At 63.6% G+C, this 25,995-nt stretch carries 21 protein-coding genes; 4 read left to right on the plus strand and 17 right to left on the minus strand.

The window, feature by feature from the left end:
* Window positions 1-126: 126 nt before the first annotated feature.
* From ACP8LP_RS06160 to ACP8LP_RS06180, 5 genes are all read right to left on the minus strand, one after another.
* On the minus strand, window positions 127-588 hold the full coding sequence (locus tag ACP8LP_RS06160) for a DUF948 domain-containing protein (protein WP_016667652.1): 462 nt from the start codon (window positions 586-588) through the stop codon (window positions 127-129).
* A complete protein-coding gene (locus ACP8LP_RS06165; protein ID WP_016667651.1) occupies window positions 585-1,976 on the minus strand; it encodes a replication-associated recombination protein A in 1,392 nt (463 codons plus the stop codon). The genes ACP8LP_RS06160 and ACP8LP_RS06165 overlap by 4 nt, the downstream gene beginning before the upstream one ends.
* 107 nt (window positions 1,977-2,083) lie before the next feature.
* The gene (gene aspS, locus ACP8LP_RS06170; protein ID WP_016667650.1) at window positions 2,084-3,907 is read right to left on the minus strand and encodes an aspartate--tRNA ligase; all 1,824 of its coding nucleotides are present in this window, start codon (window positions 3,905-3,907) and stop codon (window positions 2,084-2,086) included.
* A gap of 180 nt (window positions 3,908-4,087) precedes the next feature.
* Window positions 4,088-5,158 carry a hypothetical protein gene (locus ACP8LP_RS06175; protein WP_016667649.1) on the minus strand — a complete coding sequence of 357 codons (1,071 nt, stop codon included), beginning with the start codon at window positions 5,156-5,158 and terminating at the stop codon, window positions 4,088-4,090.
* Window positions 5,159-5,281: 123 nt separating this feature from the next.
* Window positions 5,282-5,935, minus strand: a complete 654-nt coding sequence (locus tag ACP8LP_RS06180; protein ID WP_016667648.1) for a TetR/AcrR family transcriptional regulator — start codon at window positions 5,933-5,935, stop codon at window positions 5,282-5,284.
* 85 nt (window positions 5,936-6,020) lie between these two features.
* Here ACP8LP_RS06180 and ACP8LP_RS06185 point away from each other — a divergent pair, with 85 nt between their 5' ends.
* The 3 genes from ACP8LP_RS06185 to ACP8LP_RS06195 are packed head-to-tail and all read left to right on the plus strand — an operon-like array spanning window position 6,021 to window position 11,735.
* Complete coding sequence (locus tag ACP8LP_RS06185) at window positions 6,021-10,457, plus strand: acyl-CoA dehydratase activase-related protein (protein WP_036975982.1); 4,437 nt, start codon at window positions 6,021-6,023, stop codon at window positions 10,455-10,457.
* Between the two features lie 32 nt (window positions 10,458-10,489).
* Complete coding sequence (locus ACP8LP_RS06190; protein ID WP_036975979.1) at window positions 10,490-11,059, plus strand: GNAT family N-acetyltransferase; 570 nt, start codon at window positions 10,490-10,492, stop codon at window positions 11,057-11,059.
* On the plus strand, window positions 11,043-11,735 hold the full coding sequence (locus ACP8LP_RS06195) for a DUF998 domain-containing protein (RefSeq protein ID WP_016667645.1): 693 nt from the start codon (window positions 11,043-11,045) through the stop codon (window positions 11,733-11,735). Before ACP8LP_RS06190 ends, ACP8LP_RS06195 begins: the two co-directional genes overlap by 17 nt.
* Before the next feature lie 73 nt (window positions 11,736-11,808).
* Here the strand turns inward: ACP8LP_RS06195 and hisS are convergent, their stop codons facing one another.
* Window positions 11,809-13,173: a histidine--tRNA ligase gene (hisS, locus tag ACP8LP_RS06200; RefSeq protein WP_016667644.1), complete on the minus strand. Its 1,365-nt coding sequence runs from the start codon at window positions 13,171-13,173 to the stop codon at window positions 11,809-11,811.
* Window positions 13,174-13,280: 107 nt separating this feature from the next.
* On the minus strand, window positions 13,281-13,970 hold the full coding sequence (locus ACP8LP_RS06205; protein ID WP_083940492.1) for an MBL fold metallo-hydrolase: 690 nt from the start codon (window positions 13,968-13,970) through the stop codon (window positions 13,281-13,283).
* Here ACP8LP_RS06205 and ACP8LP_RS06210 point away from each other — a divergent pair.
* Complete coding sequence (locus ACP8LP_RS06210; RefSeq protein ID WP_187117035.1) at window positions 13,948-15,246, plus strand: DUF349 domain-containing protein; 1,299 nt, start codon at window positions 13,948-13,950, stop codon at window positions 15,244-15,246. The genes ACP8LP_RS06205 and ACP8LP_RS06210 overlap by 23 nt on opposite strands.
* Before the next feature lie 95 nt (window positions 15,247-15,341).
* On the opposite strand, the gene ACP8LP_RS06215 is transcribed toward ACP8LP_RS06210, so the two are convergent.
* The 10 genes from ACP8LP_RS06215 to ACP8LP_RS06260 all read right to left on the minus strand — a co-directional run bounded on the left by ACP8LP_RS06215 (window position 15,342) and on the right by ACP8LP_RS06260 (window position 25,879).
* A complete protein-coding gene (locus ACP8LP_RS06215) occupies window positions 15,342-17,663 on the minus strand; it encodes a RelA/SpoT family protein (protein ID WP_016667641.1) in 2,322 nt (773 codons plus the stop codon).
* A gap of 141 nt (window positions 17,664-17,804) precedes the next feature.
* On the minus strand, window positions 17,805-18,899 hold the full coding sequence (locus ACP8LP_RS06220) for a potassium channel family protein (RefSeq protein WP_063279941.1): 1,095 nt from the start codon (window positions 18,897-18,899) through the stop codon (window positions 17,805-17,807).
* Between the two features lie 2 nt (window positions 18,900-18,901).
* Window positions 18,902-19,435, minus strand: coding sequence for an adenine phosphoribosyltransferase (locus tag ACP8LP_RS06225; RefSeq protein WP_016667639.1), 534 nt, complete (start codon window positions 19,433-19,435; stop codon window positions 18,902-18,904).
* Window positions 19,432-20,601 carry a protein translocase subunit SecF gene (gene secF, locus ACP8LP_RS06230; protein WP_490292983.1) on the minus strand — a complete coding sequence of 390 codons (1,170 nt, stop codon included), beginning with the start codon at window positions 20,599-20,601 and terminating at the stop codon, window positions 19,432-19,434. The genes ACP8LP_RS06225 and secF overlap by 4 nt, the downstream gene beginning before the upstream one ends.
* Window position 20,602: 1 nt before the next feature.
* A complete protein-coding gene (gene secD, locus ACP8LP_RS06235; RefSeq protein ID WP_484483364.1) occupies window positions 20,603-22,246 on the minus strand; it encodes a protein translocase subunit SecD in 1,644 nt (547 codons plus the stop codon).
* Window positions 22,247-22,319: 73 nt separating this feature from the next.
* Window positions 22,320-22,757, minus strand: coding sequence for a preprotein translocase subunit YajC (gene yajC / locus ACP8LP_RS06240; protein ID WP_016667636.1), 438 nt, complete (start codon window positions 22,755-22,757; stop codon window positions 22,320-22,322).
* Window positions 22,758-22,819: 62 nt separating this feature from the next.
* A complete protein-coding gene (ruvB, locus tag ACP8LP_RS06245; protein ID WP_036901822.1) occupies window positions 22,820-23,848 on the minus strand; it encodes a Holliday junction branch migration DNA helicase RuvB in 1,029 nt (342 codons plus the stop codon).
* Window positions 23,849-23,895: 47 nt separating this feature from the next.
* Window positions 23,896-24,501, minus strand: coding sequence for a Holliday junction branch migration protein RuvA (gene ruvA / locus ACP8LP_RS06250; RefSeq protein WP_016667635.1), 606 nt, complete (start codon window positions 24,499-24,501; stop codon window positions 23,896-23,898).
* Window positions 24,498-25,043, minus strand: a complete 546-nt coding sequence (ruvC, locus tag ACP8LP_RS06255; RefSeq protein ID WP_036976603.1) for a crossover junction endodeoxyribonuclease RuvC — start codon at window positions 25,041-25,043, stop codon at window positions 24,498-24,500. The genes ruvA and ruvC overlap by 4 nt, the downstream gene beginning before the upstream one ends.
* Window positions 25,044-25,084: 41 nt before the next feature.
* The gene (locus ACP8LP_RS06260) at window positions 25,085-25,879 is read right to left on the minus strand and encodes a YebC/PmpR family DNA-binding transcriptional regulator (protein WP_016667633.1); all 795 of its coding nucleotides are present in this window, start codon (window positions 25,877-25,879) and stop codon (window positions 25,085-25,087) included.
* Window positions 25,880-25,995 lie beyond the last annotated feature (116 nt).

A 25,995-nucleotide genomic window follows, 5' to 3' on the forward strand; every position in this document is an offset into this window, starting at 1 on the left:
ATCCTGACAAATTTTCAGGACATACCGGGTCCCAACCCTACCCGGACGCGCGGTAGGCCACATCTCAGCGCGCCGCGGAAAATGTCGAGCTGGGGAATCGTGGAGCGAGGGTGATCCGATTGTGGATCAGTTCTCGTCGTCGAGGTCCTCAGCCGCTGACGCACCATGACTCACCTCGGCGGGAGCTGCCTCGGTCTCGACCTGGGAGGGATGGTTGCGACGCCTGGGACGGCGAATCGTGCGTCGCACTCCCTCACCAAAAGCAGCGGCCTTCACCATCGGCGTCCCGACCGTCTGGGTGAAGGTTTGAGCGAGTTCAGCAGCCTGACCGGTGACGACGGTGCCGTGTTCGGAAATGGTGTGAATGTCCTCGATGACCTGGTCAAGCTTCGAGATCTCACCATTGGTGATGACGACCGTTCCCTTGAGTTCTTCCAAGATCGGCACCGTCGACTCATCCACGTCGCGGACCGTCCTGCGCACCTCATCCAGGACGCCACCAAGTTTCAGCAGGGGAACGGCACACAGCGCGACGAGCACCACCGCCGCGAGGGCAGCGATGAGTCCGGCGATCTGGCCCAGGGTCATGACTTGTTCTCCTCGGTGGTATCTCGTCCGAGCAGCATCCGTATCTGGCTCAGACGTTGTGAGATGGCAGCCTCATTGCCGTGGTCAGTCGGGTGGTAATACCGCGTCGAGGCGATGTCGTCAGGAAGATACTGCTGTTCGGCCACCCCGTGCGGAAAGTTGTGAGCGTAACGGTATCCGACCCCGTGACCGAGGTCGTGGGCGGATGAATAGTGCGCGTCCCGCAAATGGGCAGGCACCTCTCCTCCCTTACCGGCGCGGACGTCGGCCAGTGCCCCGTCGATGGCGGTGATGACGGCGTTGGACTTCGGGGCGGTGGCCGCTGCAATGGTCGCCTGGGCCAGGTTGAGGCGGGCCTCGGGCATACCGATGAGTTGAACGGCCTGGGCTGCGGCGACACAGGTTTGCAGCACGCTCGGGGCGGCCATGCCGATGTCCTCGCTGGCCAAGATCACCAGACGGCGGCCGATGAACCGGGGATCCTCCCCCGCCTCGATCATCCGGGCCAGATAGTGCAAGGCTGCGTCGACGTCCGAACCACGTACCGACTTGATGAAGGCACTGATGACGTCGTAGTGCTGATCACCGTCACGGTCGTACCGCACCGCAGCGCGATCCACAGCCGTCGAGACGATCTGACTGGTGATGATGTCAGTTCCAGCCGTGCTCGCTCCGGCGGCGGCCTCCTCGAGATAGGTCAGGGCTCGTCGGGCGTCTCCCCCCGCCAGCTGCAACAGGTCGGCTCGGGCATCGTCGTCAAGGGCGTAGAGCCCGTCCGACTCGGTGCGCAGACCGCGCGGATCACTCAGTGCACGGTCGATGAGGGAGGAGACGTCAGCCTCGGTGAGGGGTTTCAGGGTCAGCAGCAGGGATCGGGACAGCAGCGGGGAGATGACCGAGAAGGATGGATTCTCCGTGGTGGCGGCGATGAGGGTCACGGTCCGGTTCTCGACTGCGGGCAGGAGCACGTCCTGCTGGGCCTTGGAGAACCGGTGCACCTCGTCGACGAAGAGGACGGTCGGCTTTCCCAGCGCCAGCTGACGACGAGCGGTGTCGAGTTCCCGTCGGACATCCTTGACTCCGGCGGTCACGGCCGAGATCTCCACGAATCGTCGGTTCGTGGCGTGGGACACCACAGAGGCAATCGTCGTCTTGCCGACCCCCGGAGGGCCCCACAGGAAGACGCTCATGGCCCCGGTGCCCTCAGCCAGCCGACGCAACGGCGACCCGGGGGTCAACAGGTGTTGCTGACCGACGATCTCGTCAACCGTGCGGGGGCGCAGTCGAACGGCCAGTGGCGCGTCAGGGTTGGGAGTGTCCAGGGACCCGCCACTGGTCGCGTCGGGCTGTGCCGGCCCGACGTTGCCGAAGAGATCCTCACTCACCATGGCACCATATCGCCGCGCTGCGACACCCCGACGTCCAACGACGCTCGACATGAGGAACGGGCGACGACCGTACGCATCAGTCGCCGCCCGTCGTCAGCTCGGAATCGTCACTTCTTGGACTTCTCTGCGTCGTCCTTCTGCCCCTCGGGGGACTCGGCCTTCTTCTTCGGCTTGGCGTCCACCCCAGCCTCACGACGCTGAGCCGGGGTGATGGGAGCCGGAGCGGCCGTCAACGGGTCATAGCCGTTGCCGGTCTTCGGGAAGGCGATGACGTCCCGGATGGTCTCGAAGCTGCCGAGCAGCATGACCAGACGGTCCAGGCCGAAGGCGATGCCACCATGCGGCGGAGCACCGAACTTGAAGGCGTCGAGGAGGAAGCCGAACTTCTCCTGGGCCTCCTCCGGACCAATGCCCATGACGTTGAAGACGCGCTCCTGGACATCACGACGATGGATACGGATGGATCCACCGCCGACCTCGTTGCCGTTGACGACGAAGTCGTAGGCGTAGGCGAGGGCGGAACCTGGATCGGTGTCGAAGGTGTCCATGCACTCAGGGGTCGGGCTGGTGAAGGCGTGGTGGACAGCAGTCCAGGCACCGCCGCCGACCGCGACGTCGCCAGAGGCCTCGGCCTCCTTGGTCGGCTTGAACAGCGGGGCGTCGACCACCCAGCAGAAGGCCCAGTCGGAGGGATCGAAGAGTTCACAACGACGACCGATCTCCAGACGGGCCGCACCGAGCAGCTCCTGGGAGGAGGTCTTCGGTCCAGCGGCGAAGAAGATGGCGTCACCGGGCCTGGCACCGACCTTCTCGGCGATACCAGCCTTCTCCTCCTCCGAGATGTTCTTGGCGACCGGACCGCCAGGCACACCCTCGTCGGAGATGGTGATGTAGGCCAGGCCCTTGGCGCCTCGGGTACGAGCCCACTCCTGCCAAGCGTCGAACTGGCGACGCGGTAGCGAGGCTCCACCAGGCATGACGACGGCGCCCACGTAGGGAGCCTGGAAGACGCGGAACGGAGTGTTGGCGAAGAAGTCAGTGACCTCGGTGATCTCGTTGCCGAAACGAAGATCAGGCTTGTCGGAGCCGTAACGGTCCATCGCCTCGTGCCAGGTGATGCGCGGCAACGGGGTCGGCATGTCGACGCCAATGATCTTCCAGCAGGCCGCCATGGTCTCCTCCGCCAGGGAGATGACGTCATCCTGGTCGACGAAGCTCATCTCGACGTCGAGCTGGGTGAACTCGGGCTGACGGTCAGCTCGGAAGTCCTCGTCGCGGTAGCAACGTGCGATCTGGTAGTAACGCTCCATGCCCGACACCATGAGCAGCTGCTTGAACAGCTGGGGGCTCTGCGGCAGGGCGTACCAGCACCCGGGGGCAAGACGAGCCGGCACCAGGAAGTCACGGGCACCCTCAGGAGTGGAACGGGTCAGGGTCGGGGTCTCGATGTCATAGAAGTTGTGACGGTCGAGAACCTCACGAATGGCGTGAGTCACCTTGGAGCGCAGCACCAGGGCCTCGTGCTGACGTGGACGCCGCAGGTCCAGGTAGCGGTACTTGAGACGGGCGTCCTCACCGACGGTGACGTGCTCGTCGATCTGGAAGGGCAGCGGGGCCGAGGGGTTGAGAACCTCGAGCTCGGAGATGGCGACCTCGATCTCGCCGGTGGGAAGGTTCGGGTTGGCATTGCCCTCCGGACGAGCCTCGACGACACCAGTCACCTTGATGCAGTACTCGTTGCGCAGATCATGGGCGCCGGAGGACTCCAAGATCTCGTCACGGATGACGACCTGGGCCAGACCGGATGCGTCGCGAAGATCGATGAAGGCAACGCCGCCATGGTCGCGTCGGTGCCCAACCCATCCGGCGAGAGTCACCTCCTTGCCGATGTCGCTGGCTCGCAGGCTTCCGGCGTCATGGGTTCGCAGCACGTTTCATCCTTCCGTTGTCGCAGGCCACGTATAGACGGTACGGGCCGCGAGCCAGCATACCGGCGGCTACCTCAGCCGTCATCCGGGACACACTGCCCGAGGGGCATGCCCCGCGTCGAGACATGATTGAGCGCCGTGACGGTCGACCGTCACGGCGCTCAATCATGTCTCGACCAAGGATCAGGCCTCGACCTCGGGGAACCACTCCTCGATCTGCTTGCGGATGGCCTCGTTACCACCGGAACGCTCGTTATTGGCGAGGATCCACTCGCGCAGCGAGCCGCCGGCAGCGTCATTGATGGCGTTTCGGGCCGCCTCGGGATCGCGCAACACGTCCTTCAGCATCGATACCGCCTCGTCGGTGGTGCGATAGAAGTACGGGTAGTCCTCAGGAACGGTCTTGCGGGCCCAAGCGGCATCCGGGAAGACACCGACCGCACCAGCGACCAGGGCCTCGAGATACTCGAAGCCGTAGGCCTCATTCTTCGCAGTGGCGAGGAATGCCGTCATACGCGCCAGGGCCTCCCAGTATTCCTCGCGCTGACCGAACAGTGGGCCGACCGAGGCCCACTTGGGCGAGGACATCTTCATGGCCATGACGCTGGCGAGATCGCGCTGGCTCAGGCGAACCTCCATGCGCACATCCATCTCGGAGGCGACGCGATTCATGACGTCGAGGAAGACCTTCGGCTGCTTGTTGTCGGTAAGGTGAATAGCCGGGTAGAGGACGGTCGGCACCTCGGGATCGACGTGCTCGCGGACGAGATCGTCACGGATACCAGGCTGAACCCAGGCGATCCGAGCCTGGTGGGCCAGCGGGGAGATCGTCCAGCGACGAACCAGCTCGGTCACCTCGCCGGCAGTGCGCTCACCGGAGCACAGGGTTGGGAAGAGGGCGTAGGCCAGGCCCATGGCTGCGAAGTTCACCTTGTGGTGGTAGTGGGACGGGGGCAGCCACTGCAGGTTGAGGATCTTCGGCTCAGCACCCTCACGGTGCATCGTCTGGAAGACGCCGACCGAGTCGATGACGTCGAGGTTGATGACGAGGGTCTCCAGCGGGTCAAGGCTGGACAGCGTCTTGGCCTCGAAACCGTCACACTGCCGATCCTCGTGGTCGACGACGACGGCTCCCGGGTACATCTTGAGGAGTCGCTCGACCAGCGCGGTTCCGCCTCCTCGTCCGACAAGTCGACCCTGGTCGTCAACGATGGGGTCACCATCAAGGAAACCCATCTTGATTGCGATGGTCATTGGTCATCTCCCGTTATCCGTGGGCGGAGGCGCGACCGTGCGCCAAGTTCATGGGTATCACCCTATCGCCGGACGTGGCACTCCGGTGGGCGAACTGAACGCCCTGAGGGCTAAATGGATGTGTCATCCCCTGGGAACCGAACCCGTCAGGGTCTTCTGCAAGGTCGGAGCCTCTCGAGCAATGAGTTCCGAAGCGGAGAGATCTGCCAGGGATCGCAGCCCGACGACATAACGCGCCGTGAAGATTCCCAACAACTGCGAGAGCCCCAGCGAGGCCCGGATTCCTGCCTCCTCCTCCCCGAACCGGGGCACCAAGAGCTCGACGACGGGGGCCAGGATCTGATCGGTGTAGAACTCGCTCACCATGTCGAAGGCGCCAGGCTGGGTGAGGAGCGCCTGAACCACCCCCTGCATCTGCGGATCCGGTCCGCCCAGGCCGAGATGCCCGTCCCAGGCATCGATGAAGGCCTTGACCAGTGCCTCGCCCAGGTGATCCGGCTCTGTGCCGGAACAGACGTCAGCAATGATCCGGTGTGGTCCGTTCGGCAGGGACATCGCCTCGTTGTAGAGAGCCTGCTTGGATCCGAAGTAGTAGCTCACCAATGAGGTGTCCACCCCAGCATCCCGGGCAACGGCCCGCAGACTCACCGACTGAAAATCTCCCGCCAGGAAGAGAGCCCTGGCAGCTGCCAGAATCGATGCTCGCGCTGCCCCGGCCTCGCCACGAGGACCACGGCGGGGCGCTCGAGTGCGCTGTGACTGACTCCGGACAGACATGCCACGACCGTACTCCCCAAAGAATCTTCCGGAAAAGGGGACCCCGGTGGCTGCGAAGTGATTTCCACGGTGATGAAATGGGGGCATGGACGCACATCATGGCAATGCGATCCCACTGGCCGACCAGGATCTCCGAATGGGGCTTGACGTCGGATCGACGACGATCAAGGCCGTCGTCCTCGACCCCGACGAGAACATTCTCTTCGAGGACTACAGACGCCACCATGCCGACATCACCGGCGCCATGGCGTCACTGCTCGGCGACGCCGCCAAGGCCCTCCCCGGCGCCAAGGTGCGCGCAGCCGTCACCGGATCAGCAGGTCTGGGAACCGCCGAGGCCCTGGGCCTCACATTCATCCAGGAGGTCATGGCCGAGACCGCGGCCGTCCAGCACTGGAACCCGGACGCCGACGTCCTCCTGGAGCTCGGCGGCGAGGATGCCAAGATCACTTACCTCAAGCCGGTCCCCGAGCAGCGCATGAATGGTTCGTGTGCCGGCGGAACGGGTGCCTTCATCGACCAGATGGCCACCCTGCTCCACACCGACGCCGCTGGCCTCAACGACCTGGCATCGCGTGCCCACACCATCCACCCCATCGCGTCGCGCTGCGGTGTGTTCGCCAAGTCTGACCTCCAGCCCCTCATCAACGAGGGTGCGCGTCACGAGGACCTCGCGGCGTCGGTCATGCAGGCCGTCGCCACCCAGTGCATCGCCGGCCTGGCCTGTGGACGTCCGATCCGCGGCAAGGTCATCTTCCTCGGTGGTCCGTTACACTTCATGCCGGCCCTACGAGACGCCTTCGCGCGAGTTCTTGAGGGCAAGGTCGACGAATACATCACACCGGAGCGCGCCCAGCTCTACGTGGCCATGGGGGCTGCCCTGACGTCTGCCTCGGAGCCGGTGGACCTCGCCGAGACCGCTGAGCGTTCCCGTCACGCCCGCACCCAGAACGGCATCTCCCAGTCGATGCCGCCACTGTTCAGGAATGAAGAGGAACTGACCGAGTTCACCAAGCGTCACTCCCAGGCCAAACTCCCCCATCTGCCACTGCATGACGCTCGCGGCAACCTCTTCCTCGGTATCGACGCCGGTTCGACGACGATCAAGTCGGTACTGCTTGACGAGTCCCTCAACATCGTCGCCTCCCATTACGCCTCTAACGAGGGCGACCCGGTGAGCGCAGCAGTGCAGATCCTCACCGATCTCTACGACACCATACCCGCAGAGGCGACCATCGCCCGTACCTGTACCACCGGTTACGGCGAGGGGCTCGTCAAGGCTGCCCTGGGCGCCGAGGACGGTGAGGTCGAGACGATGGCCCACTACCGGGCTGCTGATCACCTGCTTCCCGGAGTCACCGCCATCATCGACATCGGCGGCCAGGACATGAAGTACCTGCGCGTCGTCGACCAGGTCATTGACTCCATCTCCGTCAATGAGGCCTGCTCGTCGGGATGTGGATCCTTCCTCCAGACCTTCGCCGCCGGGATGGACACTGACATCCAGTCCTTCGCCGACATGAGCCTGATGGCCCAGCATCCCGTCGACCTGGGCAGCCGCTGCACCGTCTTCATGAACTCCTCGGTCAAGCAGGCCCAGAAGGAAGGGGCCTCCCCCGCCGACATCGCTGCCGGACTGTCCTACTCCGTGGTCCGCAACGCCCTGTACAAGGTCATCAAGCTGACCGATCCGTCCCAGCTGGGTGACAAGGTCGTCGTCCAGGGCGGCACCTTCCTCAACAATGCCGTGCTGCGAGCCTTCGAGAAACTCACCGGCCGCGAGGTCGTCCGTCCTGCCGAGGCCGGACTTATGGGTGCTTACGGTGCCGCGCTGACGGCCCGTGCCCGCTTCCATGCGGGCGAGCCCACCACCTCTGACGGTCTGCGAAATCGCGCCGAACTGGACGGGTTCGCCGTCGAGACCCACCGCGACGACTGCACCCTGTGCCAGAACCACTGCCAGCGCACCATCGCCACCTTCTCGGACGGACGCGTCTTCGTCTCCGGCAACCGCTGTGACCGCGGCGCCGAGGTCAACAACCGCACGATGGCCAAGCTGCCGAAGTCCGAGCTGCCCAACGTCTTCGAGGCCAAGTACAAGAGGCTCTTCAGCTACCGACGACTCACCGTCAAGAAGGCCTTCCGCGGCGACCTGGGTCTGCCTCGCGCCCTCAACATGTACGAGAACTACCCGTTCTGGTTCACGACCCTCTCGGCCTTGGGCTATCGCGTCATGATCTCGGGGCGCTCCTCTCACGCCCTGTTCGAGAAGGGCATGGAGTCCATCGCCAGCGAGAACATCTGCTACCCCGCCAAACTCAACAACGGTCACGTGGAAGACCTCGTGAAGCGCGGTGTCAAGCGAATCTTCGACCCCTGCATCCGTTTCGAGCAGGTCAGCGCGACCGACGCCGACGCACATTTCAACTGCCCAGTCGTCGCCTCCTACCCCGAGGTCATCCGTGCCAACGTGGAGAGCCTGCGCGAGAAGGACGTCGAGCTCATCTCCCCCTTCCTCTCCCTGGCCAACCCAGACAAGCTCGCCGAACGACTGGCGGAAATCTTCGCCGAGGACGGGGTGACCGTCGAGGAGGCCCGTCAAGCCGTTACCGAGGGGCTCGAGGAGGACAGGGCCTTTCATGACGACGTCCGCAAGATGGGCGAGGACGCCTTGGCCTACATGGCTGAGCACAACGTTCCCGGCATCGTGCTGGCAGGACGCCCCTATCACGTCGATCCCGAGATTCACCACGGCATTCCCGAGATGGTGAATTCCCTGGGCATGGCGGTCCTCACCGAGGACTCCGTGGCCCATCTTGGGTCTGACCTGCTAGAGCGTCCGCTGCGTGTGCGTGACCAGTGGATGTTCCACTCCCGCCTCTACCAGGCAGCCGCCTTCGTGGGCTCCCGCCCCGATCTCGAGCTCGTCCAGCTCAACTCCTTCGGTTGCGGACTGGACGCCATCACCACCGACCAGGTGCGCGAGATCCTGGCAGCGCGTGACCGCATCTACACCACTCTCAAGATTGACGAGGTATCGAACCTGGGTGCAGCCCGTATTCGGATGCGCTCCCTGCAGGCCGCGGCGAAGGAACGCGCCGGCCACGATCGCAAGCTGGTGACCCATCCGCTTTCCGACGACCGGGTCCCCTTCACCAAGGACATGAAGGCGACCCACACCATCCTGGTGCCCCAGCTCGCCCCGTACCAGACCTCGGTCGCGGAGGCAGCTCTGCGCGCCTCCGGTTACAACGTCGAGGTGTTGGAACAAGCTTCCAGGGAGAACATCGACTTCGGCCTGTCGGTGGTCAACAACGATGCCTGTTTCCCCGCCATCGTCGTCATTGGTCAGCTCGTCTCGGCATTGAAGTCGGGCAAATACGACTTGGACCACACCACTCTCTTCCTCACCCAGACCGGTGGCATGTGCCGTGCCACCAACTACATTGGTCTGCTGCGCAAGGCCCTCAAGGATGCCGGATTCGGAAGCATCCCGGTCATCGCAGCTTCCCTGCAGGGTGTCGAGGACAACCCGGGCTTCTCCCTCACCGCTCCCCTGATTCACCGCATGGTTCAGGCCATCACGATCGGGGACCTGCTGCAGAAGGTCCACTTGCGTACCCGACCTTACGAGGCGGTTCCGGGTTCAGCTGACGAGCTCATGCACCACTGGACGACCATCGCCAGGGAGCACTTCCTGGATGGCGGACATTCCAAGACCTGGGGACGGCGCACCTCCTACAAGGCGATCATCAACGGCGTCGTCGACGGCTTCGAGCACCTCGAACTCGTCGATGGCCCGCGCAAACCTCGCGTCGGTGTCCTCGGCGAGATCTTGGTGCAGTTCCACCCGGACGCCAACAATCACATTGTCGACACCATCGAGTCTGAGGACTGCGAGGCTGTCCTGCCAGGTCTGATGTGGTTCGTCTACAACTGTTTGTCCGCGGGCGACTACAACTACAAGACCTTCGGTACTGACAAGTGGAGCCGTCACCTCAAGAAGGCCTTCCGTGGTCTACTGATGCAGTATCAGAAGCCGGTGACCACGGCGCTGAGGAAGTCGACCCGGTTCGAGGTCCCGACCCCGATCACAGAGCTGATGGAGGACGCCCAACGCATCGTCCAGCTCGGCAACCAGGCTGGCGAGGGGTGGTACCTCGTCGGTGAGATGGTCGACATGATCCGCGAGGGCGTGCCGAACATCGCCGTCGTCCAGCCGTTCGCCTGCCTGCCGAACCACGTCACCGGTCGCGGCATTTTCCGAGAGATCCGCCGTCAGTTCCCGCATGCCAATGTGGTGTCGGTGGACTACGACCCCGGTGCCTCCCAGGTCAACCAGCTCAACCGCATCAAGTTGATGGCAGCTACCGCGCGGGACCGCAATGGTGCCGAGGAGCTCGATGCGAACCAGGCAGTGCGTCCAGAGCCTGACGAGGACATCCCAACCTCACCGCAGACAGCGTCGCGCCAAGATTTCATCACCGGGACACCAGTGATGGAGCTGTCTTCACGCTCGTGAGAGGCCTTTGGCGCAGTGCTAGTGTCAACGTCATGAAACTGGTTGGCACCCGCCCGATCCGAACTGATCGGTTAGTGCTCCGGCAATGGTCTGTTGACGATGCCCAGCAAATGTATGACAACTGGGCCAGTGATACCGAGGTCACCCGTTTTGTGACGTGGCCGCCACACCCACATGTCAATGCAACGCGATCACTATTGACCGGTTGGGTTCAGGGCTATGATGATCCAGCCAGTTTCAACTGGGCGATATGGCTCGACGACGTCATCATCGGCCAGACCGCGGTCGTCCATTGGGAGCCGCAAGTCGAACTCGCCGAGGTGGGTTACTGTTTTGGTGCCCGCTGGTGGAATCACGGTTATGCGACCGAGACTCTGAAAGCCGTCATGGCGTACTTGTTCGATGTCGTTGGGGTCAACAAGGTCGAGGCCAGCCACGACCCAGCCAATATCGCTTCCGGGAAGGTGATGGACAAGGCGGGAATGGTCACTGAGGGGTTGCGACGGGCGTGCCTTGTCGGCGCGCAAGGCCCACGAGATGCCCTGTATCATGGCCTGCTGCGCAGCGAATGGAGAGGCCAGCAACGTGCTCGATCGTCGTGAGGTGACGCTTCGATGCTGGCGCGCCGCCTTCCTTATCCTCGCGTCCTTGACCGCCCTAACCTGGGCCTTCGCGGGCATTCTCAACCCTGCGATGAGCCAGTTGCATGCCTTCGTCTCGGAGTACTCCGCCCGTGACCAGCCGTGGCGTTACCTCTTCCAGACCACCGACGTCATCATGGGGACCTCCCTGTGTCTGGCAGGCCTGGCCACTCTTGCCTGGGCTGGTCGTCGTCCCCTTGGCCGCCAGGGGTGGTCGGGCATTGGATTCGTGGCTGGCGGACTTTTCAGTGTTCTTGACGCCTTGGTGACGATGGACTGCTCCCCTACCCGTTCCACGGCCTGTCTGGCTGCCGAGGAGGCCGGTCACGTCAGCCCGAGCCACCTCGTCCACGTCGGGACCTCGACGATCGTCGTCGTCGGTTTTGCCCTCCCGATCCTGCTGCTCAACTCCACCATGACGAGGTTCCGCACCTTCGGTCTGATAGTGGCATGGGCGTGGATCGTGTTCACCCTGCTCAACGGCATCGGGGCCATGGACTGGTTCGATGGCACCCCGATGGATTACACCGGGATCTGGCAGCGTTTCAGCTTGTCCCTGGGCACCCTGTGGTGGCTGACGTTAGCCGCCGACGACATCATCACCTCCCGTGCCCAGCGACGCCCAGTTACCTGCTGAGGTGTGAAGGAGGGCTCCCGGAGGTTACCGGGAGCCCTGTTCCTCGTAGCTGTCGCCCTTCGGCAGGCCGCACTCACCAAGAACCGACGACTCCGGGATGAAGATCCTCGGCAGGCGGATTCCAACTCGCGGCGTCAGCCTCGACCTGGTCACCGGAGCGAATGTCCTTGACGGTGTCGGGGTCCCGGTGGTCGCTGTGCTGAGCACCCGGGAACCACACGAAGGGGATCCCGCGACGATCAGCATGCTTGATCTGCTTGCCGAACTTGTCGGCTTTGGGGGCCACCTCGCAGGGGATGCCGCGGGAGCGCATCGCGTGGGCGACGGCCTCCGAGCTGACACGATCCTCCTCGCTGTTGACGGCCACGAGAACCGCTGAGGGAACCGAACGAGAAGACGTCAGCTCTCCTCGGGAGATGATCGGGGCCAGCAAGCGGGTCAGGCCGAGCGAGATTCCCACGCCCGGGTAGATGTGTTTGCCGTCGGAGGCCAGGGACTCGTAACGGCCGCCCGAGCACACCGAACCCATCGACTCGTGGCCGGTCAGTTCGGTCTCGTAGACGGTGCCGGTGTAGTAATCCAGGCCGCGGGCGATCTTGAGGTTGGCAACCATGCGTCCGGGAACGACCTTGTTAACGGCAGTGACGACTCGGTTGAGGGAATCCAGGCCCTCTTCGAGCATGTCGTTGGACACCCCGAGTTCGCGCACCTTGCCGATGAAGGAGTCGTCGGCAGACTGGATGGAGGCCAGGGCGACACACTTGCCGGCGACCTCGTCAGACAGGCCCAGCTCGTCAGTGAGAAGCTCACGCACCGCGTCCGGGCCGATCTTGTCGTACTTGTCGACCCGCTGCAGAACGGCCATGTGGTCCTCGATGCCCAGCCCGCGGTAGAACCCCTCGGAGAGCTTGCGGTTGTTGACGTGCATGGTGACGGTCGGGAAGCCCAGCTCAGTGTGCAGACGCTCAAGAGCCGACAGCATCACCAGCGGGGTCTCGATATCGTGGTGCTCGGCCAGGGTCTGGTCGCCGACGATGTCGATGTCAGCCTGGGTGAACTCGCGGTAGCGGCCCTCCTGAGGACGTTCACCACGCCACACCTTCTGGATCTGGTGGCGACGGAACGGGAAGTGCAGGTGGCCGGCGTTCTCCAACACGTAGCGGGCGAAGGGAACGGTGAGGTCGAAGTGCAGGCCCAGACGGTCCTTCTCGGACCGCGAGTCATGAGGGTCAGCGTGCAGTCGATCGACGACGTAGACCTCCTTGTCGATCTCCCCCTTGCGGGTGAGTTGCTCCATGGGCTCGACGGCACGGGTGTGGATCGGCGCGAAACCATGAAGCTCGAAGGTCTCCTCAAGGATCCGGGTCACATGGTTCTCCACCATCTGTCCTGAGGGCAGGAACTCGGGAAAACCGGACAAGGGCTTGAGACGGGCCATGGAAGGAATCCTTCGAAGAGTTGGGTATCAGGGCGAGTTACCCCGCAGGGGTCATTCTGCCAGCCCGAGGGCGATCGGGCTCATTCGCCACTGTTCGGTGAGACTTCTCAGTGGAAGTCCGACGAGACCGTGCGGTTGAGAAATGGGTTGGAGATGCGCTCCTGGGCCATCGTCGTCGGTCCCCCGTGTCCTGGCAGTAGGTGGGTGGAGTCGTCAAGGGGCCAGACGACGTCGGACAGGCTGCGAGACATTTGTGCCGGGTCAGCCTCGGGCATATCGGTTCGACCGATGGAACCTGCGAAGACGACATCACCGGACATGACGATCGGGCCGAACTGCGCGTCAACCATGCGGATCATCGAACACCCAGGGGTGTGGCCCGGGGCGTGCAGGAATTCCAGGTCGAGGTCGGCGTACTCGTGGTGGGAGAACGGCTCGACATCGACGACTTCCTCGGGTTCGCGCAAGGTCGTCGATCCGTAGCACTGCTCGATGAGTGGACGGGCGAAGTCAGACAAGGCTGCCATGGGGTCGGTGAGGAGATGCCGGTCATCTCGAGGGCACAGCACGGGCATGCCGTACTGATCTCCAACCTGGCGAGCTGAACCGACATGGTCGATGTGACCGTGGGTGAGCGCGACCGCCACCGGGGTCAGATGGTGGGTCTTGAGCGCCTCGCCAAGGAACTCCTCGGCACCCATCCCAGGGTCGACGACGACGCAGTCAGACCCTGGTTCGCGCGCCAGAAGATAGCAATTGGCCTGAAAAGGACCAGTGATGAAGGACGCAATGAACACGTTTGCCATTTTATCGGGCAAGATGGAGCGTATGAGTCACGCACAAGCTCCGCAGTCCTTCGGCCGCGTCGATGATGACGGCACCGTTTACGTCCGAACCAGTGACGGGGAGAGGCCTGTCGGCCAGGTGCCGGACTCCACCAGCGAGGAAGCCCTTGAATTCTTCGTGCGCCGCTATCACGCCCTCGAGACCGAGGTGTCGCTGCTGGAATCACGAGTGAGCTCCGGGACCGCCTCGCCGGAGGAAGCCCGATCGGCCGCAAGCAAACTCGTCACGTCCATCCGTGAGGCCAATGCCGTCGGCGACCTGGAATCGCTCGCAGCTCGGGTGGAGGCTCTCAGCCCCACCATCGACGCCAAGGCGGAGACCCGTCGGGAGGAGAGGGCCGAGGCCAAGGCCCGCGCAAAGCAGGCCAAGGAGGACATGGTCGCCAAGGCGGAGGCCATCGCTGCTGGCACCGACTGGCGCGGTGGCATCGGCAAGTTCCGCGACCTGCTCGAGGAGTGGCGTCATCTCCCCCGTATCGACAAGACCACCGACGACGAACTGTGGCACCGCTTCTCCGGGGCTCGCACCGCCTTCACCCGTCGCCGCAAGCAGCACATGGCCGAGCAGAATCACCTGCGTGAGAAGGCTCGCGTGCTCAAGGAGCAGATCATCGAGGAGGCTCGTCCGCTGGCCGATTCGACGGCCTGGAGCGAGACCTCTCGTCAGTTCCGCGACCTCATGAACCGTTGGAAGGCTGCCGGCCCGGCTCCTCGCGACATCGACGAGAAGCTGTGGAAGGAGTTCCGCGCCATCCAGGACAAGTTCTTCGACGCCCGCAGTACTGCTCAGAGCCAGCAGGACGAGGAATATCGCGGCAACCAGGAGGTCAAGGAGAAGCTTCTCGACGAGGCCGAGAAGGACATCCTGCCGGTCAAGGACATCGAGGAGGCCAAGGCCAAGTTCCGCTCCTTCCTGGAGAAGTTCAACGAGGTCGGTCGAGTGCCCCGTGACGCCATGAAGCGCATCGACGCCCGCGTCCGTGACTTGGAGCGTCAGGTCCATTCCGCGGAGGAGGCCGAGTGGAAGCGCACCGATCCGCAGGCTCGTGAGCGTGCCCGCGCCACCGTCGACATGTTCAGCGCCCAGATCGACAAGCTCAGCGCCCACGCCGAGAAGGCCGAGGCTGCTGGCCACACCAAGGAGGCCGAGAAGGACCGCGAGTCGATCAGGACCTACCAGACCTGGCTGGAAGAGGCTCAAAAGGCCCTCGACGAGTTCAGCGCCTGACTGACAGGAAACGGCCCCAGTCACAACGACCGGGGCCGTTCGTCATACCGGCGGCTTTCCAGACAGAGAAGTCAAACCCCGAGAGCCATACCGGGTCACGACTTCACGCGAAAGACGTCATAGACCCCGGAGATCCGCCGGATGGACTCGATGAGGTGCTTGAGGTGGGTTGGGTCGGGAGCCTCGAAGGTGAGCCGCAATCGAGCCAGATGAGTCTTCGATGCGCTCATGTTCGCCGAGATGAGGCTGACCCCCTGCTCGGCGAGGACGCGTGAGGTGTCCAGCAGCAGGCCGGCACGGTCGAGACCCTCGATCTGGATGGTGACCTGGTAGCCCTCCTGCTGGTTCTCCGACCAGGAGACCGGCACGATCCGTTCGGGGTGCTCAAGCAGGTTCTTGGCGTTCGAGCAGTCCGTGCGATGTACCGAGACCCCGTCGTTGCGGGTGACGAAGCCCATGATCGGGTCCCCCGGCAGCGGGGTGCAGCACCGAGCCAGCTTGACGAGCATGTCGGCGTCACCGTCGACGATGACCCCGGTCTCGTTGCTGCGATGCCGCGGAGTCTTGACGCCAACGGCGAGCTCCTCCTCGACGTCGGCCGTGGTCTCCTCCGGCCCACCGCCCAGGGCGATGAGCTTCTCGACGACCGACTGGGCGCTGACGTTGTGCTCTCCCACCGCGGCGTACAAGGCGTTGATGCCGGGCACCCGCAGGTCATCGGCCACCGCGGTGAGGTACTCCACCGTCAGCAAGGACTGCAGCGGCACACCGGCTTGACGCAACTGCTTGGCGATCGCATCCTTACCGGCCTCGATGGACTCCTCACGGCGTTCCCTCGTGAAGTAGGACTTGATCTTGGAACGAGCACGTGGAGAGGCGATGAACCCCAGCCAGTCACGGCTGGGACCGGCATCGGGGGAATTCGAGGTCAGGATGTCAACGACGTCGCCGTTGGTCAGCTTGGTGTCCAGGGTGACGAGTTTGCCATTGACGCGAGCGCCGATACAGCGGTGGCCGACCTCGGTGTGGACGGCATAGGCGAAGTCAACGGGGGTAGCGTCCTGGGGAAGGGCCATGACGTCGCCCTTAGGGGTGAAGACGTAAACCTCCGAGGAATTGATCTCGAAACGCAACGAATCCAGGAACTCGCCGGGATCGGACTCCTCCTTGGACCACTGGTTGAGCGACTGTACCCAGGACAGGTCGGTGCCGTCAGGCTGAATCCCCTTGCCAACGGCGTTGGGGTTCTCCTTGTACTTCCAGTGGGCCGCAACACCGTACTCAGCCCGCCGGTGCATCTCGTGAGTACGGATCTGCAATTCCACCGGCTGCCCACCGGGCCCCAGCACGGTAGTGTGCAGGGACTGGTACATGTTGTACTTCGGCATCGCGATGTAGTCCTTGAACCGCCCTGGGAGGGGGTTCCATCGCACGTGCATGACGCCCAGTGCGGCATAACAGTCGCGCGGGGTGTCGACGAGGATGCGCAGACCGATGAGATCGTAGATGTCTGAGAAGTCCCGACCGCGTACGACCATCTTCTGATAAATCGAGTAGTAGTGCTTTGGCCGACCGTAGACGGTGGCCTCGATGCCGGCCTCATCGAGGTCCTGACGGACGATCGCGATGACTTCCTTGAGCTGAGCCTCCCGCTGCGGGGCCTGCTCGGCCACCATGTGGACGATCTCGTCGTAGAGCTTGGGATTGAGGGTGGAGAAGCACAGGTCCTCCAGTTCCCACTTGATGGCATTCATGCCAAGACGATGAGCCAGTGGCGCGAAGATCTCGAGGGTCTCCTTGGCGATGCGGTTCTGCTTGTCCGGCCGCAGGAACCCCAAGGTCCTCATGTTGTGAAGCCGATCGGCGAGTTTGATGACCAGCACTCGGATGTCGCGGCTCATCGCGATGACCATCTTGCGGATGGTCTCGGCCTTCGCCGAGTCACCGTACTGAACCTTGTCGAGTTTCGTCACCCCGTCGACGAGCAGGGCCACTTCCTCGCCGAAGTCTGCCGTTAGCTGCTCGTGCGTGTACGAGGTGTCCTCGACGGTATCGTGCAGCAGACCGGCGCACAGGGTCTGCTCATCCATGCCGAGCTCCGCCAGGATCATCGTCACCGCTAAGGGATGGGTGATGTAGGGATCACCCGACTTGCGGGTCTGCCCACGGTGATAATGCTCAGCCGTGCGGTATGCCCGCTCGATGACAGCGGTGTCGGCCTTCGGGTGATTGGCCAGGACTACCGAGATGAGCGGATCCGTGACGCTCTGGGGCGGACCTGATGGCTTCGGAGTCCCCCAGCGGACGATGCGCTCGCGCATCCCCATCCGAGGCTGGGGACGCTGCTGGTCAGTCTTCGGCTTGCCCAGGGTTCCCTTGCCCGATCCGTACGGACCGTAGACGCTGTCGTCGGCCATCGGGGCACCTCCTGGCAAGTTAGACTATTCATTCTAGTGGTATTTTCCACCGTCATGTCGGCTGAGTGCGACGGCATGTGGTCGGTCAGCACCCATGCCGACAGCTGAATTGGCCTTCCGGTGCCGGGGTTCCTGCTGTTCTCAGCGGACCAGGTCAGACTCGGTCTGGGTGCCGGTGGCGCGAGGAACCGCCTTCCGCACGACGACGATGACGTCACCAGCCTGTAACTGACCGATCGACGGGTCGTAGAAGTTGCGCAGCACGTCATTGCGGATGACGGCCAGGAGCCGCTCGTTCTGGATGTCGGCTGGACGTGCGCCGATCTCCGTCTTGGAGACCATCCGCTGGACGACCTCCATACCCTTCGAGCTGGACAGCAGGTCGTCGACGACGGTACCGACGTGCGGGTTGACCGAGGACAGACCAAGCAGACGGCCCACCGCGTCGGCGGAGGTGACGACGGCGTCGGCCCCGGACTCACGCAGCAGCGGAAGGTTCTCGTCTTCCCTGCCGGAGACGACGATGTGGCAGCGCGGATTGAGCTGTCGCACCGTCAGTGTGGTGAGGATGGCCGAGTCATCTCGGTTGAGGGTGATGACGACCTCGCGCGCCTTGCTGATCTCAGCTCGTCTCAACAGGTCCCGCCTCGTCGCGTCGCCTTCGAAGGCAGCCAGGCCTGACCGATTGGCCTCGGCCACCGCAGAGGGACGATTGTCGATGACGACGATCTTCTCGATGGGAACGTCATGGTTGCGCAGGGTGTTGACGGCGCTGCGCCCCTTCGTGCCGTACCCGATGACGACGGTGTGGTTCCTCATGCGCTTCCTCCAAGCACTGTCAAGCAGTCCGCGTCGCCCCTCGTTGGCCAACATCTCGAGGGTGGTACCGACCAACAGCACCAGGAAGGTGATGCGCAACGGGGTGATGATGAAGGCATTGATGAGTCGCGCATGGGGCGCGACCGGGGTGATGTCACCGTAACCAGTCGTGGTCACGGTAACCGTCGAGTAGTAGAAGGCGTCGATCAGGGAGACGCCGTCACCGGCGGTGGAATCAACATAGGAGTCATGGTCGACCCAGACGATCAAGGTACTGGCCAGCAACAGAATCGCTGACCAGACCAGCCGCTTGACCAGCTCTCGAAAGGGCTTGGTGGTCTTGAACGGAAGCTTGACCAGAGCCGACTGCTCAAAGACGTTGCGACGGCTCGAAGACTCCATTGATTCCGGCACCATGATCAGACCGTGATCACGGCGTTGACCGGACCAATACCGGCCCGGTCGAGCATCTCACGGCCCCCCAAGGCGGACAGCTCCATGAGCACCGACACACCGACGAGCTCACCACCGAGCTTCTCCACCAGGGATGCCGTGGCACCGACCGTTCCTGCCGTCGCGAGGATGTCGTCGACGATGAGCACCTTCGAGCCGGGCTGAACGGCGTCCTGATGAACGGTGAGGGTGGCGGAACCATACTCCAGCACGAAGGACTGGGAGTAGACGTCGCCGGGAAGCTTTCCGGGCTTGCGCACCGGGACGAACCCAGCGCCCAAGGACAGGGCCACCGGCCCGGCGAACATGAATCCACGTGCCTCCATGCCGAGAACGACGTCAACCCCGCGCGGAGCGGTGTCAACGAGTTCAGAGATCGCGGCGGCGTACCCGTTGGCGTTGGCCAGCAGAGGGGTGATGTCCTTGAAGGTCACCCCGGGCTCCGGGAAGTCCGGAACATCCCGGATCAGGCCGGTGATGAGGTCAGTACGGTAGGTCATTTCTTCCTCTCGGAGCGAGTGGAACGACGCGGCTGATGACGCTCGCTCCCAGTGATGGACGTGACGTCACCAGGCCCTTCGGCGGCGACGGTCTGAGCCGTCACCTGAGGACCCTTGTGCGCAGCACGCTCACGGCGGCGCAAGACACGAGCGGTGTGTTCCTTCATGGCCGGCTCATTCTCACGCAGCTGGGTGAACACCGGGGTGGCGATGAAGATCGAGGAGTAAGCACCGACGATCATGCCGACGAAGAGGGCCAGGCCAAGATCCTCCAGAGGCCCGGACCCGAGCACGAAGGCACCGGCGAAGAGCAGTGCCGCCACCGGCAGAACGCCGACGATGGTGGTGTTGATGGAACGCACCAACACCTGGTTTACGGCTCGGTTGGCGCCTTCCGCAAAGGTGTAGTCGCGTTTCTGGATGTCCTGGACGTTCTCGCGCACCTTGTCGAAGACCACGACGGTGTCGTAGAGGGAATAACCCAGAATCGTCAGCACGCCGATGACGGTCGACGGGGACACCGTGAAGCCGATCAGAGCATAGATGCCGATGGTGACGATGAGATCGTGCAGGAGAGCGATCAGGGCGGCAACAGACATCTTCCAGTGCCGGAAATAGGCCCAGATCTGCAACATCACCAAGACCAGGAAGACGACCAATGCCTTGATGGCCTTGCCGGTGATCTGGTCTCCCCACTGACTACCGACCTTGGAGTACGTGACGGAGTCCGTCTTGGTCGCGGTGGCCTTGGCGATAGCCCCCTGAACCTTGGTGGTCTCCTCGTTGTCGAGTGCCCTGGTCTGCACCTGGACGGCGTTCGAGCCGAGACTGACGACCTCGGTGGAGTCCATGTCCGGGACTCCGGAGGACGGCACCGACCTGCGGATGTCGTCGACGGTCGAGGTCGCAACGTGGGCAGGAGAACGGAACTGCACACCGCCCTTGAACTCGATACCGAGGTTCAGGCCACGCACCAACAGGCCAAGCAGCGAGATCGCGATGACGATGATCGAGATCGTGTACCAGAGTTTGCGGCGCTGGATGAAGCCGTAGGAAATCTCACCCGTGTACAGGGCATGGGTGAAACCGTGCTTATGCTTCTTGTCCTTCTCCTCGGACCGCCTCGAGGCGACAGACGAGGTCTTGGCGTTCTTGTCGTCAGTCATGTCAGGCCTCCTCCGTCTCGATGGTGCGCTTGGCCCGCGGGGCAGATCGCCTGCTTCGCCGACCGAGCAACTGGGCTTCCGTGACACCCATGTGCCCAGCCTCAAGGCCGGAGCCGCGTCGGCCCTGGCCCCAGAACTTGGTGCGTCCCAGCAGAGTGACGACAGGGTGGGTGAAGAAGAAGCAGATGAGGAGGTCGATGAACGTCGTCAGACCCAGGGTGAAGGCGAATCCCTTCACCTGGTCGACCGACAGCACGAACAGCACGATGGCGGACAGCAGGGAGACGCCGTCGGCCATCAGGATGGTGCCGCGGGCCTTCGTCCAGCCGGTCTGAAGGGCGGTACGCAGGGTCCGTCCTTCTCGGATCTCGTCTCGGATGCGTTCGAAGTAGACGATGAAGGAGTCGGCCGTCACACCAATGGCGACGATCGCGCCAGCGATACCAGCCAAGGAAAGAGTGAATCCGACAGCCTCGCCCAGGAGCACCATGGCCGCGTAGGTCGTGATACCGGCGATAAGCAGGGAGCCGATGGCCACCAGGCCCAGTCCTCGGTAGTACAGCAGGCAGTAACCGGCAACCAGGATCAGTCCGATGACGCCGGCGATGATCCCGGCACGCAGCTGCTCGCCACCAAGGGTCGGCGAAACATTGTCAACGCTGGAGATGTCGAAGGACAGCGGCAGGGCACCGTACTTGAGGACGTTGGCCAGGTCGGCAGCACTGTCCTGGGTGAAGTGTCCGGAGATCTCGGCCTGACCACCGTTGATCGGACAGGAGGCTCCCTTGCCGCCATCCAACTGCGGTGAGGAGATGACCTTGCCATCCAGGACGACGGCGAACTGGTTCTGCGGGCTCTGGCGCGAGCACAGGAAAGTGGTCGCCTCACTGAAGGAATTCGTGCCGATGGAGTTGAATTTCAAGTTCACCACGTAGGACAGCTGGCCCTGCGGGATTCCGGAGTCGGCGCTCTCAACCTGGGTTCCCGTGATGGCGACCGGGGAGAGCAGGTACTTGGTCTTGCCCTCACGGTCACAGGTCACCAGGGCCTTGTTCGGCGGGGATTCGACGGACTTGGTGCACTTGAAGTCCTGGAAAGCCTTCATGTCCTCCGGGGACGGCCTCCACTTCTCGGCGCCCTTGACCATCTTGGCCGCGGAGGTCGGATCCTTCTCGTTGTACTGTGGGCCGCTGTCCTTGGCACCAGGCTTCGAGCTGGCAGAGGCACTTGACGACGCCTTGGCCTTCGGATCGGCAGTGGGGAGGGCAGAGGGCTTTGCGGGGCCGGGAGTCGGACCCTTCTCACCCACCGACTCCTCAGCATGGACCATGCGGAATCCGAGCTGGGCGGTCTGGCCGACCATCTCGACGAGCTTGGAACTCTCGACGTTCGGGGCCGAGACGACGATGTTGCGGTCACCCATCGTCGTCACTGACGACTCGCCGACACCCAGCGAGTTGACGCGCTGCTGAATGATGAGCCGCGCCTGCTCGAGGCTCGTCGGTGTGGGAGCCTTGCCATCATCCGTCTTGGCCGTCAGGGTGACGGACGTACCGCCTCTGAGGTCCAGGCCAAGTTTGGGTGCCCACGTACGCGTAGCTCCCATGAGCACGTACATGACGATGATGGCCACCAGGAAGATCACCAGGGTTCTGCCTGGATGGTGTGTCCGCTTTTTCGTTGCCACGTCGAAAATAGTCCTTGGTCTTGGTGGATTGTCAGGCCCGGGGCTGCTCGTCAGTCTCAGCAGCGACGGTGGACTCGGTAGCCGAGGTCTCAGGCTGGGCGTCAATTGCCGGGGCCTCGGCGACGGTCTCGTTGCTGGCCGGAGAGGTCTGTGCCGGGACGTCGTCGGCGAAGGCGAATTCCTCCTCGTCACCAGCAGGTCGTACGATGGCCTGCTTGAGGACGCTGACTTCGACGCCAGGGGCGAGCTCGACGACGGCCTGCTTGTCACCCAGGTGGGTGATCGTCACGAAGAGACCACTGTTGAGCACGACACGAGTGCCCTCCTGCAGGTTCGACTCGAGCTTGGCTCGCTCCTCCTGCTGCTTCTTGACCTGCCTCTTTCCCTGCCACACGGTGAATCCGATGAGCACGATGAAGAGAATCAGGATGGGCATGAAACCGCCCAGCGGGCTGGCGAGAAGAGGCATAGGGAGTTTTCCTTGTCTACGGGTGTAACCGGGGTCATGCTACCCCGGAGTGGTGAACATGGTCAGAACAGGCCGTCGCCGGTGCTGTTGGTAGGTGGCTCAAGACCGAGGTGGCGCCACGCCCTGTCGGTGGCAACCCGACCCCGAGGGGTTCGCATGAGGAAGCCCAACCGGACGAGGAAGGGTTCGGCGACCTCCTCGACGGTCTGAGGCTCCTCCCCCACGCTGATGGCAAGGGTGGACAAGCCGACCGGGCCTCCGCCGAATTTGAGACAGACGGCATTGAGCACGGCACGGTCGAGGCGGTCGAGGCCGAGCGGATCCACCTCATAGAGATCCAGAGCCGTCTCCGCCCCCCTCGGTGTCACCGGGGACTCGTCGTTGACGTCGGCCCAGTCACGGACGCGACGCAACAGTCGGTTGGCAATCCGAGGTGTGCCGCGAGAGCGGGAGGCGATGGTATGGGCGGTCCCCTCAGCCAGGTCGACCCCGATGACCCCGGCCGAGCGGGTGACGATCCGCTCAAGGTCGGCCACCTGGTAGTAGTCGAGCTGGGCCGTGAAGCCGAATCGGTCCCGCAGCGGCCCGGGCAGCAGGCCTGCCCGTGTCGTCGCCCCGACAAGGGTGAACGGTGGAATGTCGATCGGGATCGCAGTGGCCCCAGGGCCCTTGCCGACGACGACGTCGACGCGGAAATCCTCCATCGCCAGGTAGAGCATCTCCTCGGCAGGCTTGGACATCCGGTGAATCTCGTCAAGGAAGAAGACCTCACCGGGAACAAGCGAGGACAGGATCGCAGCCAGGTCCCCCGCGTGTTGAATAGCAGGGCCGGAGGAGATGCGAATCGGGGCGGACATCTCGGCCGCGATGATCATGGCCAAGGTGGTCTTTCCAAGCCCTGGAGGTCCGGACAACAAGACATGGTCCGGGGTCGTACCGCGTGACTGTGACGCGGCCAGGACGAGTCCCAACTGCTCGGCGACGCGCTGCTGTCCCCCGAATTCCGCCAGGGCACCAGGGCGCAGAGCAGCCTCTTCGGCCTTCTCAGGAGGCTCGGCCCAAGGGTCGACGGGCGAATGCTCCACCGAGATTCTCCTTCCTGACGACGTCTGTCAGTGTGCCAGAGGGGTCCGACATCTCATCGAGCCAAACTGCGCAGGGCTGCCCTCATGAGGTTGCCGATCGTCATCGAGGGATCGGCCTCCTTGAGGGTGGCCACCTCCTCAACAGCCTTGTCAGCATTCTTCGCAGACCACCCCAGACCGATGAGCCCATCAGCAACCTGCTCTCTCCACGGTGCCACCGGCTGGCTCGTACCGGCAGGGGTTGACCCGGCAGGAGCGACGATTGCCATCTTGTCCTTGAGCTCGAGGATCATCTTCGCTGCGCCCTTGCGCCCAATACCGGGCACGCGGCACAGCGTCGCCTCATCCTCGGCGCTGATTGCCGACGCAAGTTGGTTGGCATCCAGCACACTCATGATCGCCGCGGCGAGCTTGGGGCCGACCCCGGAAGCCGTCTGGACGAGCTCGAACGCGTCCCTGTCGTCAGCCTCGACGAAGCCGTAGAGGGTTAGGGAGTCCTCGCGGACGACGAGGGAGGTCTGCAAGGTCATCGTCTGGTCGACACGTGCACTCGCAGCCGTGGCAGGCGGGCACAGCACCTTGACGCCGATTCCGTGGTTGTCGAGGACGACCCAGGTCGGGCCGGCCGCAGTCACGGTGCCGGAGAAATGGGAGATCACCGGGCAAGATCCTTCCAGGAACGAGGTGCCGGACGGCCACGTCGTTGGGCTGCCACGGCTGCTTCGATGCGATTGGTGGCTCCGCCTCGCCACAGATGACAGATCGCCAAGGCCACGGCATCGGCAGCGTCGGCTGGTTTCGGCGGGGCTGACAGGCGCAACACCCGCGCGACCATGAGACCCACCTGGGCCTTGTCAGCACGCCCAGAACCGGAGATGGCCGCCTTGACCTCGCTAGGGGTGTGCAGGGCGACCGGCAGGCCGTGGCGAGCAGCGATCATCATCGCCATGCCTGCGGCCTGAGCGGTGCCGGTGACGGTATTGCGGTTGTGCTGGGCGAAAACCCGCTCGACGGCGATGGCGTCAGGACGGGTGTGGTCGCGCCACTCCTCCAACCCATCGTGGATGCGCAGCAGACGATGAGCGTGATCCAGATCTGCGGGGGTACGGATGACGCCGACCGCGATGAGCCTCAACGGGGCCCCGGGGCCGCCTTCGACGACCCCGACCCCGCATCGGGTCAAACCGGGGTCGACCCCCATGACCCGCGTGACACGCGGGTTGGGGGTCGTCTCTGGGATGGTCACTCCTCCTCGTCGAGAGCCGCAGCGACCTCGGCGGGGACGTCAGCGTTGGAGAAGACGTTCTGGACGTCATCGAGGTCCTCGAGGGCGTCGAGGATCTTGTAGAGCTTGCGAGCATCGTCGAGCTCTACGGGCTGGGTGAAGTCCGGCTTGAAGGAGACCTCGGCCGAGTCGTAGTCGATGCCGGCGTCCTGGACGGCCTTACGGACATCCACGACGGCGTTGGGGTCGGAGATGATCTCGAAGACGTCGCCCTCGTCGACGATGTCCTCGGGCTCGGCGTCGATGGTGGCCTCCATGAGCTGGTCCTCGTCCACCTCACGGGTTTCGGTCTTGCGACCCTCCTCGACCTCGTAGGTCTTCGAGACCGCCACGACACCCTTGCGCTGGAACAGACGCTGCACCGAGCCACCATCGGCCATCGTGCCACCGTTGCGGGTGACGGCTACGCGAACGTCGGAGACGGCACGGTTACGGTTGTCGGTCAGGCACTCGATGAGGATGGCAACACCGGCGGGGCCGTAGGCCTCGTACATGATGGTCTCGTAGTTGACGGCGTCGGCGCCCTCACCGGAACCACGCTTGACGGCGCGGGTGATGTTGTCGTTGGGAACCGAGCTCTTCTTCGCCTTCTGAATGGCGTCGTAGAGGGTCGGGTTGCCCGACGGATCCCCACCACCGAGTCGTGCCGCCACCTCGATGTTCTTGATCAGGCGGGCGAACAGCTTGCCACGCTTGGCGTCGATGGCCGCCTTCTTGTGCTTGGTGGTGGCCCACTTGGAGTGACCGCTCATGGACGGTGTCTCCCTTCCTCGAATGTCGCAGTTATCGGCCCAGAGGGGCCAAGCATTCGGCGCGGGACAAGCCCACGCACACAATGAAATAGTTTACACTCCTCACCCGACAGCGA

The sequence above is a fragment of the Cutibacterium sp. LaCa_89 genome (assembly GCF_058177555.1).

Bases quoted from the DNA above. Each gene is read 5' to 3' on its own strand.
- ACP8LP_RS06220 (WP_063279941.1), bottom strand. From the start codon at position 18,899: ATGGTGCCGGAATCAATGGAGTCTTCGAGCCGTCGCAACGTCTTTGAG.
- ACP8LP_RS06190 (WP_036975979.1), top strand. From the start codon at position 10,490: ATGAAACTGGTTGGCACCCGCCCGATCCGAACTGATCGGTTAGTGCTC.
- ACP8LP_RS06175 (WP_016667649.1), bottom strand. From the start codon at position 5,158: ATGACCATCGCAATCAAGATGGGTTTCCTTGATGGTGACCCCATCGTT.
- ruvC (WP_036976603.1), bottom strand. From the start codon at position 25,043: ATGGGGGTCGACCCCGGTTTGACCCGATGCGGGGTCGGGGTCGTCGAA.
- yajC (WP_016667636.1), bottom strand. From the start codon at position 22,757: ATGCCTCTTCTCGCCAGCCCGCTGGGCGGTTTCATGCCCATCCTGATT.
- ACP8LP_RS06185 (WP_036975982.1), top strand. From the start codon at position 6,021: ATGGACGCACATCATGGCAATGCGATCCCACTGGCCGACCAGGATCTC.
- ACP8LP_RS06260 (WP_016667633.1), bottom strand. From the start codon at position 25,879: ATGAGCGGTCACTCCAAGTGGGCCACCACCAAGCACAAGAAGGCGGCC.
- ACP8LP_RS06225 (WP_016667639.1), bottom strand. From the start codon at position 19,435: ATGACCTACCGTACTGACCTCATCACCGGCCTGATCCGGGATGTTCCG.
- ACP8LP_RS06160 (WP_016667652.1), bottom strand. From the start codon at position 588: ATGACCCTGGGCCAGATCGCCGGACTCATCGCTGCCCTCGCGGCGGTG.
- ACP8LP_RS06180 (WP_016667648.1), bottom strand. From the start codon at position 5,935: ATGTCTGTCCGGAGTCAGTCACAGCGCACTCGAGCGCCCCGCCGTGGT.
- secF (WP_490292983.1), bottom strand. From the start codon at position 20,601: ATGACTGACGACAAGAACGCCAAGACCTCGTCTGTCGCCTCGAGGCGG.
- hisS (WP_016667644.1), bottom strand. From the start codon at position 13,173: ATGGCCCGTCTCAAGCCCTTGTCCGGTTTTCCCGAGTTCCTGCCCTCA.
- ACP8LP_RS06215 (WP_016667641.1), bottom strand. From the start codon at position 17,663: ATGGCCGACGACAGCGTCTACGGTCCGTACGGATCGGGCAAGGGAACC.
- ACP8LP_RS06165 (WP_016667651.1), bottom strand. From the start codon at position 1,976: ATGGTGAGTGAGGATCTCTTCGGCAACGTCGGGCCGGCACAGCCCGAC.